The 18866-nt window shown below is 53.7% G+C and carries 15 protein-coding genes and 1 tRNA gene; 5 read left to right on the forward strand and 11 right to left on the reverse strand.

The genetic code is table 11. The annotated features are described in order from the left end of the window. Positions 1-156: 156 nt before the first annotated feature. Together pyk and aroQ are read right to left on the reverse strand one after the other, a co-directional pair. Positions 157-1590: a pyruvate kinase gene (gene pyk / locus QZ554_RS02125; protein WP_297193963.1), complete on the reverse strand. Its 1434-nt coding sequence runs from the start codon at positions 1588-1590 to the stop codon at positions 157-159. A gap of 43 nt (positions 1591-1633) precedes the next feature. Beyond that, entirely contained in the window at positions 1634-2116 is a 483-nt protein-coding gene (gene aroQ, locus QZ554_RS02130; RefSeq protein WP_297193965.1) for a type II 3-dehydroquinate dehydratase, read from the reverse strand. 46 nt (positions 2117-2162) lie between these two features. Between aroQ and QZ554_RS02135 the strand changes: the two genes are divergently transcribed. Beyond that, positions 2163-3086, forward strand: a complete 924-nt coding sequence (locus QZ554_RS02135; RefSeq protein WP_297193967.1) for a tyrosine recombinase — start codon at positions 2163-2165, stop codon at positions 3084-3086. Here QZ554_RS02135 and QZ554_RS02140 read toward each other — a convergent pair. From QZ554_RS02140 to QZ554_RS02155, 4 genes are all read right to left on the reverse strand, one after another. Continuing rightward, entirely contained in the window at positions 3053-4264 is a 1212-nt protein-coding gene (locus QZ554_RS02140) for a hypothetical protein (protein ID WP_297193969.1), read from the reverse strand. The genes QZ554_RS02135 and QZ554_RS02140 overlap by 34 nt on opposite strands. An 877-nt stretch (positions 4265-5141) precedes the next feature. Continuing rightward, positions 5142-5954 (reverse strand): RNA methyltransferase, encoded by an 813-nt coding sequence (locus QZ554_RS02145; protein WP_297193970.1) that lies wholly within the window; start codon positions 5952-5954, stop codon positions 5142-5144. Then, positions 5944-6702 carry a biotin--[acetyl-CoA-carboxylase] ligase gene (locus QZ554_RS02150; RefSeq protein ID WP_297193972.1) on the reverse strand — a complete coding sequence of 253 codons (759 nt, stop codon included), beginning with the start codon at positions 6700-6702 and terminating at the stop codon, positions 5944-5946. Before QZ554_RS02150 ends, QZ554_RS02145 begins: the two co-directional genes overlap by 11 nt. Positions 6703-6722: 20 nt before the next feature. Then, positions 6723-7094, reverse strand: coding sequence for an MmcQ/YjbR family DNA-binding protein (locus tag QZ554_RS02155; protein WP_297193974.1), 372 nt, complete (start codon positions 7092-7094; stop codon positions 6723-6725). A gap of 74 nt (positions 7095-7168) precedes the next feature. On the opposite strand from QZ554_RS02155, the gene QZ554_RS02160 reads away from it, so the two are divergent. Both QZ554_RS02160 and QZ554_RS02165 read left to right on the forward strand, forming a co-directional pair. Continuing rightward, the gene (locus QZ554_RS02160) at positions 7169-7759 is read left to right on the forward strand and encodes a non-canonical purine NTP diphosphatase (RefSeq protein ID WP_297193976.1); all 591 of its coding nucleotides are present in this window, start codon (positions 7169-7171) and stop codon (positions 7757-7759) included. A 24-nt stretch (positions 7760-7783) separates the two neighbouring features. Next, on the forward strand, positions 7784-8527 hold the full coding sequence (locus QZ554_RS02165; RefSeq protein WP_297193978.1) for a lysophospholipid acyltransferase family protein: 744 nt from the start codon (positions 7784-7786) through the stop codon (positions 8525-8527). 208 nt (positions 8528-8735) lie between these two features. On the opposite strand, the gene QZ554_RS02170 is transcribed toward QZ554_RS02165, so the two are convergent. Further along, positions 8736-10436, reverse strand: a complete 1701-nt coding sequence (locus QZ554_RS02170) for a tetratricopeptide repeat protein (protein ID WP_297193980.1) — start codon at positions 10434-10436, stop codon at positions 8736-8738. Positions 10437-10473: 37 nt separating this feature from the next. Further along, a complete protein-coding gene (locus QZ554_RS02175) occupies positions 10474-13017 on the reverse strand; it encodes a hypothetical protein (RefSeq protein ID WP_297193981.1) in 2544 nt (847 codons plus the stop codon). Positions 13018-14503: 1486 nt separating this feature from the next. On the opposite strand from QZ554_RS02175, the gene QZ554_RS02180 reads away from it, so the two are divergent. Together QZ554_RS02180 and QZ554_RS02185 are read left to right on the forward strand one after the other, a co-directional pair. Continuing rightward, positions 14504-16489 carry a hypothetical protein gene (locus tag QZ554_RS02180; protein WP_297193984.1) on the forward strand — a complete coding sequence of 662 codons (1986 nt, stop codon included), beginning with the start codon at positions 14504-14506 and terminating at the stop codon, positions 16487-16489. Between the two features lie 36 nt (positions 16490-16525). Beyond that, positions 16526-16654: a hypothetical protein gene (locus QZ554_RS02185; protein ID WP_297193986.1), complete on the forward strand. Its 129-nt coding sequence runs from the start codon at positions 16526-16528 to the stop codon at positions 16652-16654. Positions 16655-17051: 397 nt separating this feature from the next. Here the strand turns inward: QZ554_RS02185 and QZ554_RS02190 are convergent. The 3 genes from QZ554_RS02190 to QZ554_RS02200 all read right to left on the reverse strand — a co-directional run. After that, positions 17052-17135, reverse strand: a tRNA-Leu gene (locus QZ554_RS02190). Positions 17136-17245: 110 nt separating this feature from the next. Then, on the reverse strand, positions 17246-17818 hold the full coding sequence (locus tag QZ554_RS02195) for a hypothetical protein (RefSeq protein WP_297193988.1): 573 nt from the start codon (positions 17816-17818) through the stop codon (positions 17246-17248). A gap of 74 nt (positions 17819-17892) precedes the next feature. Next, positions 17893-18866, reverse strand: a 974-nt coding sequence (locus tag QZ554_RS02200; RefSeq protein ID WP_297193990.1) for an FRG domain-containing protein, incomplete at its 5' end; no start/stop codon positions are given.

Here is an 18866-nt window from a genome sequence, read left to right on the forward strand (position 1 = left end):
GAATAAGATAAGGACACACCCAAAATAACGAAGGGCATACACCTCAGATGAGGTGTATGCCCTTCCTCGTTGATTAGGGAGCTATGATTGCGGGGACTCTACTCGCTGTGGTAGTGAGAAGAGGCCTGCGACCTGCTCGCTAAGGCGAATGATCGCTTACTTGTTGCGCTCAAGGATGTTGCCAACGGTCTCGATCTCGAGAGCGTGAGCAGCACCTGTGATACCGATCGTACCGCTCATGAAGGCTGCCTGAGTAGACTCCTTGATGAGGCCAGACTCGATGAAGCTCTTGATACCAGCTACGAGGCGAGACTTCTCGCAATGCTCTTCGCCAGCGTAGTGTGCAGTGACACCATAGCTGAGGGCAAGCTGACGGGAAAGAGTCTCTTCATAGCAAACAGCGCATACAGGCACCGTAGCACGGAAGGAGGAGAGGTAGCGAGCTGTACGACCCGTGAAGCTATCGGTGATGATAGCCTCGGTATTGATCTGCTCGACGCTACGTACAGCCTGCTTAGCGAGGAAGGCTGTCGTGGTGCTGACTTCCTTGGAGTAAGGCACCTCGTCGTTGTAGTTTTCCTCAAGGGTAGATTCAGCCTCACGGATGATGCTAGCCATGGTCTGTACAGCCTCTAGGGGGTACTTACCGTTAGCCGTCTCACCAGAGAGCATGACAGCGTCGGTGCGGTAGTAGACAGCGTTAGCGATGTCGCTCACCTCAGCACGAGTAGGAAGAGGATTGTCGATCATCGTGTGAAGCATCTGCGTAGCTACGATGACGGGCTTCTTGGCAGCGATACACTTCTTGATGATCATGCGCTGGATACCAGGGACCTTCTCTGCGGGGACTTCGATAGCGAGGTCACCACGAGCGATCATGATACCATAGCAGGAGTCGATGATCTCGTCGATGTTGTCTACACCCTCCTGGTTCTCGATCTTAGCGATGATCTTGATGTCGCTCTTGTGCTCGTCTAGGATCGCCTGGATCTCCTCGATGTCTCTCTTGTTACGGACGAAGGAATGAGCGATGAACTCGATCTTCTGAGGAATAGAGTGGAGGATGTTACCACGGTCCTTCTCGGTGAGTGAGGGCAGGTCGATACGTACGCCAGGGACGTTGACGCTCTTGCGGCTGCCGAGCTTACCGTTGTTCTGGCAAGTGGTGTAGAGCTTGTCAGCTTCCTTCTTCTCTACGAAGAAGGCAAGAGCGCCGTCATCGAGGAGGATGGTAGCACCGACAGGTACATCGTGCACGAAGTTCACGTAGTTCACGTTGATGACTTCGTTGTTGGTCTTAGCCTCGGGATTGGCCATGAAGACTACCTTGTCACCAGCATTGAACTGACGCTTGACCTCAGCATCTCCTTCGAGTACTGTGGTACGCACCTCGGGGCCCTTGGTGTCGAGGAGTACAGCGACGTTGGGGGAGACGGCACGAGTGTTCTGGATCACCTGAGTGATACCTTCCTTGGTCATGTGAGCCGTGTTCATACGCACGACATTGACACCAGCCTCTACGAGGGGACGGATAAAGTCCACATCACAGCGTAGGTCGGAGATGGTGGCTACGATCTTTGTCTTCTTCATAATTCCTTTTATAATGTATAGTGTTACTTTTTTACTATCTGAATTAGGGGAGCCTAGCGCTCGTGGGGCTTTGGGCATGTAGGCGACTCCGTAGAGCCTCTAGTGCTAGGCGATAGCTATCTAGTCCTAGTCCTGTGATCACCCCCTGGCACACGGGTGAGAGGAGGGAGTGGCGGCGGATCTCTTCGCGCGCGTAGATATTGGAGATATGGACTTCGATAGTCGGGATAGAGATAGCCCGTAGCGCATCGGCCAGAGCTAGGGAGGTATGCGTGTAGGCTCCTGCGTTGAGGATGATACCGTCTACACCTTCGTCCTCCAGCTGGTAGAGACGTTCGATGAGTGCCCCCTCGCTGTGGGACTGGAAGTAGGTGATACGTAGGCTCTCGCTGTAGGTCGTGCGTAGCTCTTCGAGACAGACCTCCATGGTCTTGGTGCCATAGATCTCGGGCTCTCGCCGTCCTATGCGTTGGAGATTGGGGCCATTGATGATCTCGACCCAGTTCCTCGTACCTGATATATCCATTGTCTTCTTACCTTTGCAAAGATAACTAAATTTCCCGTCGCTACTGATGTTACCTACCGATATACGAGCGAAGTATCTATCCTATCTGCGCTTTGAGCTCAATCTCTCTGCCAATACCTGTCAGGCCTACCTCTTCGATCTGGACAAGCTACTCAGCTATATGGAGGTCGAGGGGATAGGGCTCGAGGCTCTGGACTATACACGGCTACAGCACTTCGTCTCCTCCCTCTACGACCTCGGGATCAGCCCAAGCTCTATCTCGCGCATCATCTCGGGGACAAAGAGCTTCGGGCGTTACCTCCTGCTGGAGGGCTATACGGACACTGACCCTACGGTACTTCTGGAGGTACCTCGAAAGGGACGTTATCTACCTACTGTCCTCTCTACCGAGGAGATCGATCGTATCATGGAGGCATGTGCGAGCAAGGGGGGGATAGAGGGTGTGCGTAATAGGGCTATCGTGGAGGTGCTCTTCAGCTGTGGACTTCGGGTCAGTGAGCTGTGCCACCTGCGTCTAGCGGATGTCTTCCTCGACGAAGGCTACCTGCACGTACTCGGCAAGGGCAGCAAGCACCGACTCGTACCGCTCAGTCCCTCTGCCGTGCATGAGATCAAGACCTACCTCAGCCATCCCGACCGACCGATCCCCAAGCGAGGGCAGGAGGACTATATCTTCCTCAGCCGTCTCGGCAAAGCGATCTCTCGTATCACCGTCTTTGTCTTCATCAAGGAGGCCGCCGAGGCAGCCGGTATCGACAAGGAGATTAGCCCCCATACCTTCCGCCATAGCTTCGCCACGGCACTCCTAGAGGGCGGGGCAAACCTCCAGGCTATCCAGCTCCTACTCGGGCACGAGGATGTGGCGACGACTGAGATCTACACCCATATAGACCGCAGTAAGCTACGTGAGCAGATCGAGCGGTTCCATCCACGCAATCAGCGCCGTCCCGAGGACAGCAACCCAAAGTAAGGGGAGATGCTCAGATAGGCCTCGATATAGGAGCTCATCCTATGCTCGGAGTGTGGGTGCACCCATAGCCCCGCAGAGAGAGCCAACGTATATTTCTCTCGCTCGATGACCCGATAGCTACCACTGAGGGATAGATACCTCGGATGATGGCTGTGCACTTGCTTCCTCCCCTCTCGTCCAAGGCTCTGAGCGAAGGGAATCCCCAAGACCCCAACATAGTCTGTCCCATACCACACCCCTAGCCTAGCCCACCACCTGCGCCAGGTCACTTCGCTCATCGCATATACCCCCCAGCCCGTATCTACGGGATAGTGTTCCCCTCGTTGCTTATAGCCGAGTCCATAGACGGCGGTATGCCACGAGAGGGGGCGGTCAGCTAGCTGGATCTGCCGCTCGTACCCCAGCCCAAGAGCTGCATTGAGCCAAGTGTGGACCGTATCTGCCTGCTGGTTCATCACACCACCTCGATGGTGTGCTAGGCTCTGAAGCTCTAGGCTCAGCGAAGAGACAGCGGACAGAGGTAGTCGCTGTGAGGCTGTCAAGCCAAAGACAAAGGCCTCGGGGTGCCGATCGCCCTTGAAGATAAAGCTCTGCCAGTCTACCCAAGTATCTACCTTCGTGTGCTCCCCTTGGTACTTGATCTGTAGCCCCGTCTCTCGGTCTGCCGTGAGGCAGAGCTCGGGGTTGTAGATAGGCTCAATGAGGCCGTGCCGTACTCCACCCTCTAGCACCCCCAGCAGGATCGCAAGCCCCCGCACAGGCAGGATCGAGGCCTGAAAGAAGGGACGTAGGCGAAGTCTCGTATAGCGTCCTCCCTCACCACTCCAGTAGGGTATATCCTGATAAGCGATAGCCGAGGGGTAGCGCAGTGCGCCCCAGTAATAGATATTCCCCACCCCTACACGTAGTTCAACGGGCAGCTGTGTATCGGGACGGAAGCCCAAGTCAGCACTTAGTCGGTAGCCAGGGAGCGTATAGTCGGCGATTAGGTCGGAGGCATATTCATTATTGCGAAAGAAGCTCTCAGCCGTGAGCCGAAGGGAAAGACGATCACCATAGGCATCTAGGCTGGTACGAGAAGGTTGCTCTGCGAGGTAATGCCCCTGCCCCCAGAGAGGAGAGGTAAGGAAGCCCACACTTAGGTAAACCAAGATGGAGCGAAGAAGAGACATAGTCATATTATATAGGTCCGTATATCAGCGGTCTAGCGACTTCGGGAGGAGGCATCTAAGACTCCAAACGATCTCCCTCCGTCCTTACAAAGATAGCGTCTCTATGCCTTTTTCCCAATGCCCCCAAGAGGGTACATCTTGCCCACCCCCTCGACCCTCCTCTTGCCTAAAGACACCTCACCCCCAGCTCCAATCTCCCCACCTCCCTACTCTACGAACAAGACCCCTCAAATACCTACTCCCCTCCCACCATCCCTTCCCCCAAACAGCCACCCTCAAGCCCCCGTGCTGCTATCTCCACACGCTCCGCAGAGCCCAGACCTTGCACACCAGCCTCTCACATACTTCGCTATCCTAGAGGCAGTACACTTCGAGTACCAGCCTCCTCAAGAACCGCCCCATCCGACGGCTTACCGAGAGCCCTACGAGATACTCAGTATGCTCGGGGTAGTGTACACGTGTGTACACTCTTGTGTACACGCGTGTACAGTAATGTATACACGCGTGTATAATTCGCTCTTCCTACTTGCACCGTCCTAACCTAAGTACTGAGCCCCCACAACACACTAATTAAGAACGAGATCTATGCCATACGACAAGTCACATCAAGGAGGGGTACGGACTTCTCCACCACACTACTTGCCCTATCCCCTATCCAAACTACAGAAGGCATGAAGTCCCCCACAGAGCCACGCTCCTCCTCTCTAAAGGAATGAAGTCGCCCTAAGAAAACAAAGAAACCACCCCACGAGACAGCATAAATCTGTCTCGTGGGGTGGCTTCGCTCGCTAGGGCCTATCTCTCTTAGCTAAGTCTTACGACAGAATTCCAAGTCCGAAGTGACCTTACCGAGTACGGGGGCGAGGAACGAACAAGGCCAAAGCTAGCCTCTACGCCTTAGCTCTGCGAGGAGGAGAGACGTGGCGATAGCGACATTTAGGGACTCCGTATGCTCCCTATCCCTCGGGTAGGCTGGGATCGTCAAGCGACGTCCTACGATCGAGGCTATCTCGGGGTGTATGCCCTGCCCCTCGTTACCCATGATCAGCAGATGGGGGGAAGAGGCGGGAGGAAGCGTAGCGGTGTAGAGGTCTTCTCCATCGAGGAAGGTACCGAGAAGCTCCCCTTCGTAGCCCCTAAGGAAGGTAAGGCTATCCGCCACTCGGTGTAGGCGTACCCGAGCGAGGGCACCCATAGTGGCCTGCACGACCTTGGGGGCATAGGGATCAGCTGTGCCTGGAGCTAGGAAGACATCCTGCACCCCGAACCAGTCTGCACTCCTCAGGATCGTCCCGAGGTTGCCAGGGTCTTGTATACGATCTAGGAAGAGGGACAGCCCCGCAGGTGTAGCCCCAGCCCCTACCTCCCCCTCTGCCATCGCACTAGTAGCCATCGTGGCAGGGAGGGCAAAGACGGCGAGTGCACCCTGAGGCTGACGGAGCGTACTGATACGTCCCCAGTCGAAGCTATCGGGTACGACCTCCAGACGCTGAGGGCGAGCCTTTGGGGCGAGATGAAGAAGCCTTGCCTTGGCCTCATCGGCCAGGGCAAGGCTTACAATAAGTAACGAGCAAGGGAATGCGCCGAGGAGCTCCTCGATGACCTTTAGCCCCTCTGCTATGAAGGAGCCTTCGGCCGTCCGTCCCTTGGTATCGTGCAGGGAACGTAGGGTCTTGAGCTCGGCCTTACTCAGCATCGAAGCGTACTTCCTTGAAGGCGTAGGCACGCTCCCAGCCATCCTCACGCTGTAGGACGAGTCGTCCCTCTGCCGTCACATCCTTGATCTGTGCACGGAACTGGCCGTTGATGTCCGTAAAGAGATGGAAGCCCTCCCTGCGATAGAGATGCTTCATGTAGTGGCGGTGCACATCCATATAGCGACCGAGTAGGAAGTCTGGTAGCAGGAGAGCGAGCTGCTCATGGAGTCGGATCAAGACTTCCATAGGCTCTAGGCTACGCCCCGTGATCATACGCAGTGATATGGCGATAGGAAGCTCGGGAGGGAAGCTCTCATCATTGATATTCATACCGATCCCGATGACGCTATAGTCTACATGCTGCCCCGTGAGGCTATGCTCGATGAGGATACCCGCGAGCTTGCGATCCTCGTAGAAGATGTCGTTAGGCCACTTGACCTTGAGCTTGGTCTTCTGCTCGTCGGTCATATAGGAGGCATAGGTGCGCATGACCGCCCAGGAGGCTAGCTCAGATACGGCGAACTGCTGCTTGCCCTGCAGTAGATCAGAGCGTAGGAGGATAGAGAAGGTCAGGCTATCACCTGGACGGGAAGTCCAGCTATTGCCACGCATACCACGTCCAGCTGTCTGCTGGCGACAGACGACCGTGTGCAGCTGTGGGAGCTGACGGCCGGAGGCGATCTGCTCTGTGAGGTAGGTATTAGTGCTCTCTACCTGATCAATGAATTCTAGGAGTGAGGTGTCCATGAGGTGAATGATTATTTATTTTATTTGGAGATGGGTACTTGGTCTTGTAGCTCTAGGCGTACGGCCTTGGGGAGCTTAGCCACGACGAGGTCATAGGAGTGACGTATGAGGTGTAGGATCTGATCTGCAGGTAGGTCACGCTCGAGATAGACGCTATTCCAGTGTCGCTTATTCAGATGGTAGCCCGGGATCACAGCGTCATAGTGTGCACGGAGCTCCTCGCAGCGATCGGGATCACACTTAAGGGATACACTAGGCTCATCCTCGTCGAGAGGCAGGATAGCGAAGATGCGCCCCTTGACCTTGAAGACCAATAGGTCGTCACCGAAGGGAAGCGATTCCTCTGCATAGGGGAGCATGAGACACTCCTCCCTAAAGCGTTCTATATCCATTTATAGGCCGATTATAGTTACTTTTGTCACTGAGCTATTGGCTCCTATACATGTATCTTAATAGAAGCAAATGTATGAAAAAACTCGTATTTGCGAGTAATAACGCGCACAAACTCGCCGAGATACGTTCTATCTTGGCAGGCAAGGTCGAGATCATAAGCCTCGATGAGTTAGGCTGTCACGATGAGATACCCGAGACAGCCGATACCCTACAGGGCAATGCCCTAATGAAAGCCGAATACATCTACCAGCGGTATGGCGTCTACTGCTTCGCCGACGACACGGGGCTAGAGGTAGAGGCCTTGGATGGTGCTCCAGGTGTCTACTCGGCACGCTTCGCAGGGCCACATGCTACCCCAGCGGAGAACGTCGCCCTACTACTCGATCGCCTCTCGGGCATCCCCGAGCCACGTGCCGCACACTTCCGTACCGTCATTGCACTGATCGATGAGCTCGGGACGCACTTCTTCGAGGGACGTGCCGACGGAGAGATCACCCTGACTCGTCACGGAGGGCAGGGCTTCGGCTACGACCCGATCTTCAGACCCGAAGGCTATGATCGTACCTATGCCGAGCTCAGTGAGCAGGAGAAGAACAGCATCAGCCACCGTGGACGTGCTGTCACCAAGCTCGCCACCTACCTACACGCCATCGCCCAAGACTAAGACAAGCCACACAGATACACCACTATGCAACGTATCCCTTCCCCCCTTCGCCTCCTCTATCTCCTCTACTTCATCTGCATCGGGGGGCCACTCTTGATACTAGCTACTCTGCTATGCTGTCTCGTGATCATCACCAGCAGCTACCTGCACGTCCCAGCCTCCTTCATCAGTCGGACGACAGGCATCTGGTCACGAGTGTGCCTTGCTGTCTCGCTATGCCGAGTAGAGGTGAGAGGGCGGGAGAACCTCCCTACCCGAGAGGCACCCTCTGTCGTCGTGGCGAACCATCAGGGTGCCTACGATATCTTCGCTCTCAATGGGTATATAGGTATCCCCTTCAAGTGGGTACTCAAGCAGGAGCTACGCAAGCTCCCCTTCGTAGGGAGAGCGTGCGAAGCTGCGCACTTCATCTTCGTAGATGAGACGAAGCCCTCCTCCATCCAGCGCACGATAGCAGATGCTAAGAAGGTACTGGCCTCGGGCAATTCCATCTTCATCTTCCCCGAGGGCAGTCGTACGCTCACAGGGGAGATGACACGCTTCAAGAAGGGAGCCTTCGTGATCGCTTCAGAGCTAGATGCCCCCATCCTGCCCGTGACGATCAGTGGAGCCTTTGCCGTCCTCCCTCGTGGGCACTACCTCCCCCACCCCCACAAGATCATCTTGACGATCCATCCAGCCTTCCACATGAGTGAGCAGGGTACCCCTCCAGCACACATCCCCGCCTCGGCTCGTCTGGCACAGCAGGTGATCGCCTCTGCCCTCTAGTCCACCCGAGCTGAGGGCACCCAGAGGTAGCAGGTAGCAGTACCGCATAGAGACAAGCGGCCAGCATAGAGGCTGGTGTAGCCCACATATAAGCAACAAGCCCCGATGGTCAGATGGCCATCGGGGCTTGTTGCTTATATGTGGGCTCTCCTTAGCTAAGGATACTTATCCGTGTGCAGATGAGAGAGCCCTAGGGGAAGGTTATGCCTTAGCGAGATACGATCGCAGCGAAGTCTGCACGACCACGAAGGCCTGCGAACTCTAGGTCGTTAGCGATCTGTGTCCTGAGGCTAGGATCGAGAGCGACAGCCTTCTGTAGTGCAACTACTGCCGAGGATGCATCGTTGGTACGAGCTCCGATGATGGCACGTAGATACTCTGTGAGCGCATTAGGCTTAGCTACAGCGGAGAGCGTAGCGAGAGCCTTGCTGTAGTTGCGGTTGAGGATCTGAGCGACAGCAGCGTTGTTGCTAGCGTAGTCGCCGTAGGTAGTCTCTGCCTTAGCATAGTCACCCTGACTTAGGTAGAGGTAACCGAGCACCTGACCAACACCTGGGAGCGTGCTACCCTGAGCGATAAGCGAGGTAGCCTTAGCGACGTCACCATCGTTGAGGGCGAGCAGACCGAGGTTGACCTTGCTCTCTGCGTTGTCCTTCTTCTGTAGGGCACGTTCGAACCAAGACTTAGCCGTAGCGTAGTCGCCACGCTGGAGGTAGATAGAGCCGAGGTTGTTGTAGGCACGATAGTCGTTGCCATACTTCTGCACGGTGATCTTGTAGATGCTCTCCTGCTGCTGAGGATCGTCGATGAGCGTAGCGGCATAGAGGAGCTCCTCTACGGAGAGGGCACTAGGATATTCCTTGAGTGTCTTCTGGATCTCTTCGTCGCTACGACCGATGATCTTGACATTAGCTACGAGGCGAGAGCGACGGAGCTTAGGTAGGACTTCCTCTGCGAGCTTGCTGAAGACGCTGGAGATGTTCTTGATCTCACGCTCACGCTGCTCGGGGTCTGGGTACATGCTGAGGACACGTAGGACGAGGTCCTTGTCCTGGAAGTCGCTCTTCTCTACGAGTTCCTTGAAGCCCTCCCAGTCCTGAGCGGTGTAGTGGGCATCGATAGCGACATCCTGGAGCTTCTCCTTCTTGAAGCGACCCTTGAGGGCAGAGGTCGTGTTGCGCTCACGAGAGGCACTGAGCTTCTCGTTCAGCTCCTGTCCACCATCTGGAGAGGCATAGGCCTGTACCTCTACGGATACTTCCTGATTGGTGGTCTCCTTGGCGTTCTGTACGGTGTGCTGCCACTCCTGTACCTCATCCTTGTTCAGCTCAGTGGCACGGACATTCGCCTGCTGGATCTGGAACATGATGTTGGCATCATAGGCCTCCTGGATGATACGCTGGAAGCCATCAGGGGCGGTCATTGGGGTGACACCAGCGATGGTAGCGAGTGCCTCGGTAGCGACAACACCATCACCGACCTTGAGGTCAGGCAGTGGGACGATCTTCTTGCCCTGCTTACCCTTGAAGCTCAGATAGAGCTCGCTCTTGGCCATAGCAGGCTGGTAAGGGATGGAGAAGGTAACGGTAGAGTTGGAGCCTTCACGGTAGGGGACTACCCGCTCGTTGCCCTGTACCTTTTCACCCTGGAAGGTCGTCTCTGCTCCCCACTTCTCACCGCCTTGGTAGCGGATGACAGGGATGACAGTCAGCTCAGCGTTCTTGGGGAACCACTTAGCTGGGAAGGTGAGGTGCACTGTACCGGGTACCTTACCTCCGACGAGCTCGAGGGGCTGAGGTTCAGCCTTGGCCTGATCAGCTGTGAGCGGACGCAACTTAGCTCCACAGCTACTCAGGATGACGAGTGCTGTCAGGGAGAGCGTAGCTGTGATGATTACGTTCTTGATCATTAGTTGATAGTATTTATGGAGTTAATATTTAAGTTAGCTAGTGTGTAGAGCCCTCCTCACCCTCGGCAGGCCTAGGGAAGAAGAGAGCAGAGAGTAGCGCGCCGACCAGGAGCAAGATCAAGAGAGCCGTGCTGACCCCAGCGATGAGCTCGGTGCGGTGGATGGAGGATGGATCAAAGGTCATCTCTAGCTCGTGTGTCCCTGCTGGGATGTAAGCTGCACGCAGTACGTAGTCAGCTCGTATCAGAGGGAGCTCCTGCTTTCCATCGAGCATGAGCTTCCAGCCATGAGGGTAATAGACCTCAGAGAAGATGAGGAGGCGGGGGTGTGTAGTAGTAGTGCGGTAGGTAGCCTTATTAGGTGTGTAGCTACGTAGCTCGACGATAGGCTCTGGCATCACCGTATCATTGGCTGCGAGGGGCTGATAATCCTTCAGCATCGGGCGGAAACGTTCGTCCACGATCCCCTTATCCTGAAGGGGTGTGTCTTCGAGTGCCTTCATCTCCTCATCGGCGTTCTTCACCCACTGGATCTGATCGACAAACCAAGCAGGGCCGAAAGCCTCCTCGTTGAACTCTACATGGAGCTTACCCGAGGCATTATCCGGGAGGATGAAGTAGCGAGTGTCGAGCATATTATAGACCTCCATATTCTGCTTGGATAGCTGGTGCTCGATGAGGTCTTGATAGCGGCGGAGCTTGGCAGCGTGATAGCCACCGACACTGCGGTGATGGGCGCTGGTCGTAGCGTCATTGAAGCTATTGACCGAGAGGTTCATCACTCGGTAGTGAGGGTCTTTATCCAGCAGGATCTGACGGTCGGCATCGGTGATGGGCTTAGCCTGCTGGGCTACGAGAGCCTTGTCGATGAAGTGCTCATCGTTCAGGTAACGCTTGTCCACGAGCCATAGGTCACCGAGCGTGATGACGCCGATGAGGATGTAGAGGACGGGAGACTTGATCTTGCCCCACACATATAGGGCACATGCCCCTAGCGAGAGCAGGAGGACGAAGACGCTACGCCAGGCATCCGATGAGACGATGCTCGCACGGGCATCCTTGAGGCTGGCCATAATGCTCGGTATGGGGAGCTGGCTATTGCCCATCGCCTGACGGAACATATCCTGCTCCTGATCGCTCATGAGGCTAAAGAACGTACCTGGGATGAGTGCCAAGATGAGGGAGAGACCAAGCGTCAGGCCAAGGCTCACCCAGAGGGCAACCTTATTCTGCAGCACGGCTCTAGGCTCACGTACGAACTGGATGAGGGCGAGAACAGCTAGTGCAGGTATCGTGAACTCCGCTACGACCAAGATCGAGGACACCGTCCTGAACTTGTTATACAGAGGCACATAGTCTATAAAGAGATCCGTCAGCCACATCATATTGTGTCCCCAAGCGAGGAAGACCGAGAAGAGTGTCCCGCCGAGCAGAGCCCACTTCAGGGGCCCCTGGACGATGAAGATCCCGAGGATAAAGAGCAGCAGGACAAAGGCTCCCACATACACGGGGCCTGCCGTGAAGGGCTGATCCCCCCAGTAGTGGTTCAGACCACCGATGATCTGCCTATAGTCAGCTGGCACACGCTCCATAGCGGAGAGGTTCTCCCCGAGAGCACCCGTTGCCCCTCCATAGACATTCGGTACGAGCAGGGTAAGGGTCTCGCCCTTGCCATAGCTCCAGGCTGTGATGTAGTCCTTGTCTAGACCAGTGGCCGTAGCCTCTGCCTTGCCCGCCATCTTATCGTCGGGGCTCGTCGTGAGCTCACTCCCCCCACGGATGGTCTCTGAGCCATACTCATAGGTATGGTAGAGGTTGGAGCTATTGATACCGAGGGCGATCAGCCCCGAGCCCAGCGTGACGAGGCTAGCGAAGACGAAGCGACGTAGCTGACGTCCCTTCACTGCCTCCCAGAGGTAGCCGAGGATGAGGAAGAGGATGAGAAAGGCAAAGTAATAGCTCATCTGCACGTGGTTCGACAAGATCTGTAGCGAGGCAAAGAGCGCCGTCAGCGCCCCCCCCAGCAGGTAGCGTCCCCGATAGGTGTAGATGATACCAGCGATGGTGGGAGGGATGAAGGCCAGTGTCATGAGCTTCCAGATATGCCCTGCCACCACGAGGATGATGAAGTAGCTCGAGAACGTCCACATCACGGCACCCAGCACAGAGGGTAGCCGCCCGAGACGTAGAGCTCTAAGGAAGAGGTAGAAGCCACCCAGCATGGCGAAGAGCAACCAGCTATATCCAGGCAGTAGGCAGAAGGGCCACTGGAGCGTCAGTATGCTCTGCACCTTGCTGATCACATAGAGCGAAGGATAGGAAGGTGAGATCTGATACATCGGCATCCCTCCGAAGAGGCTATTCGTCCAGTAGGAGACCTCTCCTGTGGCCTCGGCGAAGCGGTGTACGTCGGAGGCATTCCCGCTGGCACCCGCTACGTCCTGCTGGAAGAGTTCACGACCCTCGAAGACAGCAGGGACAAAGTAGGCAAGAGCGAGGAAAACAAACAGGATGAGGATCCCCCCAACCTTCGGGAGGTGCTCACGCAGAGACTGTGTGGAGATTTGTATCTTAGGTTTCACGTATTTATCTTTAATTATCCTTGCAAATGATTTATACACGATGCTCCAAAGTTACCAAAAAGCCCTCACTTAACGTACCCTTAGCCCTAAGTCACTCTACACTACCCCCGAAGGCGATACGATAAAAAGAGAAAAAGCCACTCCCCCTGGCATACGACATATCCTATATACACCATGAGCGATCGAGCTCACCCCTTCGCCTCTCCACGAGCTCTCCAGCCTCCCTTCGCGCGCGCGTATATATTATATATTATAGGTATAGTGCCTCGATAGAATGAGGCGGGGCGCGCATGATCTCTTTCGTACACTCCACTCTATGGCTCTTTGGGGATATTAGTTCTCATATCCGAGTGGAGCCTGGTCTATCCCTAGAACACCTAGGTGTTAGCCCCAAGAGGAGCTAAATAAGAGTGCCTACCGAGGACATACCGAGAGCGAGGTAGTGTACACGTGGGTACACAGTTGTATACACGTGGGTACACTGTGGTATACACACGTGTACACTCACCCCTCCTAGGTAGTAGGGATACGCTCGGTATGTCTACACCTAGGACTCAGATACTTCTACCTTGTGTATGTATGCTCCTCGGCTACCTTGCCCCCCAGCTCTATAGTGATTTCATGCGTAGGCTCTGATACAATAGGGCTAGAGAGCCCGATAGGTGGTGCCTCCTGCCTAGCATCCCATGAGAAGGAGAAAAGGAAAAGAGACCCTAACGATAGAGAGCCGTACAGAGAAAGTCTCATGGACATACCTCATAAGGGTGAAAGGCTGAAGACACCTTGGGAACAAGGGGGTGGGATGGATCGGTCTCTTAGCCACGCCCTGATACCAAAGACCAAACACCCGAAAATCGCCCTCTATAACCAACTCTATATCAAGCATCCCGAGAGGGGAAAAGTGAACATACCGAGAGCCCTTAGGCGGACTCGGTATGAACGCTGCCATCACCTATGTAAGGTGATTGGGGCGTTCATTATATGTTCGATCAAGCCTTCTCGGTATGTTAACTTTTGCCCTCTCAGAATGCCCTACATAGACTGCATCTAAAGGCCTTCTCCCTCGAGGGCATTCCCTCTCCCCGATTAGCCTGTGTAGACACTAGGATAAAAGAGAGTTAGCGATAGGGAGGGAAAGACACGAAGGATGTTAATATATTATTATTATTTCGTACCTTTGCACTGGTGACACTACACACATCACCCCACACACGATAATGAATACGCCAAGTACTCATCCTCATCTTATCAGCATCTACGGGAGGGCACAATCCACTCTCCCTAGAGGGGGTGCATCTTGGTACAGAGGCAGTATGCCCTCTCTCCCTCTCTGTACGCCTCCCTGTCGAGACTAATGTCCACCGATAGGCTGGTCTGTACATATATACACAGTACACACCGAGCATAGAGGCCCCTATCACCTAGTGAGAGGGGTGTGTCTGAGGCTCACGCACACACATTTTTTAATAACACAACATACATAATTATGAAATCACAGATTAGGCTAGGGCTCTGCCTTGCCTTAGGTCTCTCCCTCTTTTCTTGTAACTCACAGGGAGATCCTATAGAGCCCAATACACCCCCTGTACCCGAGGAGCGGCTTGCCTTCACGCTCAATCTAGAGGCTGAGGGTACTATCCCAGAGCTACGTGACTTCGATCTAGACTTTGAGGTTGGAGCGAAGGGTGCTCTCAAGGTAGACATAAAGAAAGGTGAAAAATACGAAGCCCGTTGCTTCCTGAGAAAAGAAGGTGAGGAACAGTGCTACTATGGCTCTGTTAAATTTACCGGAAAGGAGAATGGTAAGCTGGAAGTCCTGAGAGGAGCAAACTCCGAAGTAGACTTCTTCACTCAGAGCCAGCATAAGGGAGGGAATGCCGAAGAGAATAAATATGGCTTTACGAAAGGGGAGAAATGGTATCTACTCGTGGTCTTTGGTGGAGAGCACCTAGGAGGGTCAGGTACTAACAATTCACGTATACGATTCAGCAATGAGCTGAAGAGCGGGGGCGGAAAGACTCTTCCCCGAATAGAGGAAGGCAAAAAGATTAAGCTCAAAGATATCCCCTATGTCTCAGACTGGACACCCCTAAGTATCTGGCAAGAGGGGGGGAATGCAACTGGTATAGCACAGGCTCTGTCACCTCTGACCTTCAAGCCCGTCGGTACACTCCTTCGTATCCGTGTCAGAAACAATCTGGCCCATGCATCAGTCCAGGTACGAGGATTCGGCTTTGACCTAAATGGTGTTAGCTCCTCCGTGACCTTCTCTCTCCCTGGGACGGGCAACACTAAGCCCAGCTATACAAGTGAGAGAACAGGGACTAGATCTGTTTCGCTTCCGCAGTCTCCAGAGATCCAACCTAAGGGCAACGATAATGGCTACTATCTACTGTGGGTATATCCTGATCAGGAGACGGGAGGCACGTTCAAGCCCAATAACTGGAGCGTCAGAGATATGGCCACCGTGTCAGCAACTCCAGGTAAGACTTCAGCAAGTATGCCCTCAAACACTCCAGCCAAGGAGCTGAAGAGAGGTGCCTCTTACATGTTCACAGTGACAGTGGATCGCCCCCAGATGATCCTAGAGCTCCTAGATGAGTATAACTACGAAGGAGTGGCTCCCAAGCTAGCCACCAACCACTCCAACCTAGGGCGTCAGATGTACACCTATGCTGCTGCACAGAGCATAGCTAGCAGTCGGGCTGGTTACCACCTCCCCAACCAACTGGAATGGCAGATGATCATTGGACACCTTAATGCTTCGCTCCCCAATCCGCTAGGTCTTAGCATCTCGACTAAGGACGAACCCTTGCGTGGGATATTCCATACCACAGCTAAGGGGAAAGTCCAAGCCGACTATTACCGAGGCCCTCTAAATAGCAACAACGAAACAAACATATTCTATGGTCTACGCTTTAAGGGACTTGATGAGTATCAGTCAACAAGTGCCCACCTGTCGGCATTTCGCTATGAAGTAAAGCAGAACCCTTCTGATCCTACAGGGTATATCTATTGCATCCGCTCTCGCTACCTTGGGCCTAGCTCAACCCTCAAAATCGCAGACATAGCCAAGGAAGAGTGGTGGAATACACCTGACGCCGAAGAGGTCGTACGCTACCTGCCCTTCGCAGGTGGATACTTCCCTGGGGTATATGATGAGGGGACTAACACCTGGCTAGTTCAAGCTCAGAAGGATATCAACAACCCTTATCGAGTAGGCAATTGGGGGACGTACTGGACTAGTACTCTAGGAACCAAGAGTAGCGCAAAGGCAGCAGGGACAGAGTATCGTGTAATTGCTGGTGCTAAGTATTATACTGACTACAAGGACTGGGTGAATAAAAAGAAGGGATACAATGCCGGTATCCTAGCTCCTACCTTCTCTGGGAATCTCGGTAGCGTACCTGAGGATGGACATGCCAGTGTCCGTCTGATCAAGGACTACCAGAACTACCAACAGAACGACTAAGCACATCTCATCTCTCATTTATTTATCGATACGATTATGAAACAGATTCCATACGAACGCCCCGAGATAGAGGTGATCACACTACCATGTCAGCCCCTCTCTATCCTAGTCTCCTTCTCGGCTGAGGGGGGATTCGAGGACTTCGAGGAGGGTGGAGAGCTCTAGCTAAAGTCTAGACCTTGACACAACGAAATAGGGGAGAGCCACACCTAGGGTGTGGCTCTCCCCTACTCTTTTGCCCCAGCTCAGCCAGCTAGGGAGGAAATCTTAGCTATTATCCGGATTGTATGTCCCTCCTTAGAGACTTTTATGCGACCTAGCTCCTATAGTCCTGCCTTTAGGGCTATAAATTAATATGACTAGGGCGCTATTACCTGCAGGAGGCTGCGTCACTAATACCGCTGGTATACCCTAGGCCTGTTCACTTGCCTACGCAACCTAATACTAAACAGGCAGGCTCAGAAAGAATATAAAACAAACTTCCCAGTACCCTCACCGGTAGATTACCTGTAGAGCACTGGGAATAAAGGATAAGATATGGTATCGGGATGTCTATCCCATGTACCCAGAGCCGGGATCGAACCGGCACGAACTTGCGTCCATTGGTGTTTGAGACCAACGCGTCTACCTATTCCGCCATCTGGGCATAGTGGATCTGGGCGCAAAGATACTACAAATTCCCCTTTCTCCGTACCTCTCCACCTTTATATTAAGGGGGGAGTAGCCGAATCAAGCTCCCAAGCCCAGCCTTCGCCCCTAGTTGGGCAAGGCTGTCCGCTCATAGCGGTAGCCCAGGAAGGCTAGCCCAAGGGCTATCCCCAGCCGATAGAGCACATACAGGCTCTGCGTATAGAGGCGGAAGGCTAGCGGGCTCGACGGCTCTGCCTGCTCGTGCATCAGCGCACTATGCGTCTGCTCTGCTGCTCGACGAAGGAAGTTCGTATAGCGACGTTCCTCCTCGCCACCAGCCTCTAGCCCCAAGACCTCCTGCGTGACATACTCATCGAGCTCATCCCAGCCCCTAGGCTGACGTAGCTGGAGATAGAGCTGCTCGCCTCCTAAGGCACCATAATGCTCCCAGTCTGCATCCCACTGCACCGCCAGAGCCATTCCCACGAAGGCAATCCACCCCAGCGATACCAGCGGATACTGCTCGAAGTCCGGTACGGCATCCCCAAGGTAGGGCTTCACGACATCGAGGTAAAGCTCTGTCAGGTCCTCCGTCTCGAGGAACTGCTTGCCGAGCAAGCCCTCCTCTTGCGCCAAACGCAAGAGGAGTCCCTCTAGCTCGTCCGTGTACCGCTCTAAGTATTCTTGATCCTTATTCATCTCTATTAAGCTTCATTCCCCGCAAAGGTACAGCTTTTACTCCCGAGGGAAAAGGTAGAGAGAGAAGGCCTAACTTATAGATTATACCGCTTCTTCAGCTCCCTCGTGTACCTATCTACCTCTGGGAAGAGATATGAATCGGTAATTCCAAGCTGTGCTAGTTCCTTAAGGATGTCCGCCTTCTTAGTATGAGGAATAAAGACTTCATGCTTAATCCATTCCGATGGGAGCATCTCGTATATCCTCTTATCTTCTCGACTCCTGTCCTCATCTCCCTTGACCAACCTTAAAAGTTGCCCCTCAGATTCCATACCGGAGTTAAATCCAAGACCGAAGATAAAGAACGCTCCTGCTTGATTGATTATACGAGGGTTACCATACTTGGCTTTAACTAAGAATATATTTGCTAGCTCACAAGGCTGAATCAGTGGCTGGAAATGAGGCTTCTCCGCTCTAATCTGATGAAGTAAGATCTGAATGGGACCTTGTTCATTAAACCACTTCAAATAATCAGAATGAACCTTATGTGCCGGCATATTTGAGAGTATATACTCCCAAATCTCAGTTGGGCGTGCCCCTGGGTTCGGGATAGGTTTTGTTGGGTGCTCTACTGACGATTCAAGTTCTTCGTAAAAGGAAACACCCTTCTCATAGAGAGGGATCTCTATCTCTTTATAGCTACACTTTGCAAGATTCGCTAGGATAGAGACTGTGTCACTATCATAATGCTTTATCCTATCCTCTTGAACAGAAAACAAATAAACTCTTCCACGTTCCTCATTAGAAACCTGGCAGGCGAAGTACAAAGCAACAAGGGGATTTGTCGTTACGTCGAGAAGGCGAGTCGGAAGCTCATAGTGCTGCATCTGAACCAGGTAGTCTAGAGCTGATTGGCAACCAGAGAAAGTCTGAGGCAAACGAGCCACCATATCACGGTATAGCAGATGTTCATTCCTTATTCCTCTTTCTTCGGATGCTCGGAAGATTGAGGGACTCAGATCCCAGCCTTCTTCTGCATGTCCCCGGTAGAAGACTTCGGTACCAGTCT

Source organism: uncultured Porphyromonas sp. (assembly GCF_915070105.1).
In the GTDB taxonomy this organism is placed as follows: domain Bacteria; phylum Bacteroidota; class Bacteroidia; order Bacteroidales; family Porphyromonadaceae; genus Porphyromonas.

Coding starts and splice junctions, on each gene's coding strand:
- QZ554_RS02160 (WP_297193976.1), top strand. CDS start 7,169: ATGAAAAAACTCGTATTTGCGAGTAATAACGCGCACAAACTCGCCGAG.
- QZ554_RS02145 (WP_297193970.1), bottom strand. CDS start 5,954: ATGCTGAGTAAGGCCGAGCTCAAGACCCTACGTTCCCTGCACGATACC.
- QZ554_RS02135 (WP_297193967.1), top strand. CDS start 2,163: ATGTTACCTACCGATATACGAGCGAAGTATCTATCCTATCTGCGCTTT.
- QZ554_RS02180 (WP_297193984.1), top strand. CDS start 14,504: ATGAAATCACAGATTAGGCTAGGGCTCTGCCTTGCCTTAGGTCTCTCC.
- QZ554_RS02140 (WP_297193969.1), bottom strand. CDS start 4,264: ATGACTATGTCTCTTCTTCGCTCCATCTTGGTTTACCTAAGTGTGGGC.
- QZ554_RS02195 (WP_297193988.1), bottom strand. CDS start 17,818: ATGAATAAGGATCAAGAATACTTAGAGCGGTACACGGACGAGCTAGAG.
- QZ554_RS02170 (WP_297193980.1), bottom strand. CDS start 10,436: ATGATCAAGAACGTAATCATCACAGCTACGCTCTCCCTGACAGCACTC.
- QZ554_RS02165 (WP_297193978.1), top strand. CDS start 7,784: ATGCAACGTATCCCTTCCCCCCTTCGCCTCCTCTATCTCCTCTACTTC.
- QZ554_RS02150 (WP_297193972.1), bottom strand. CDS start 6,702: ATGGACACCTCACTCCTAGAATTCATTGATCAGGTAGAGAGCACTAAT.
- QZ554_RS02185 (WP_297193986.1), top strand. CDS start 16,526: ATGAAACAGATTCCATACGAACGCCCCGAGATAGAGGTGATCACACTA.
- QZ554_RS02155 (WP_297193974.1), bottom strand. CDS start 7,094: ATGGATATAGAACGCTTTAGGGAGGAGTGTCTCATGCTCCCCTATGCA.
- pyk (WP_297193963.1), bottom strand. CDS start 1,590: ATGAAGAAGACAAAGATCGTAGCCACCATCTCCGACCTACGCTGTGAT.
- aroQ (WP_297193965.1), bottom strand. CDS start 2,116: ATGGATATATCAGGTACGAGGAACTGGGTCGAGATCATCAATGGCCCC.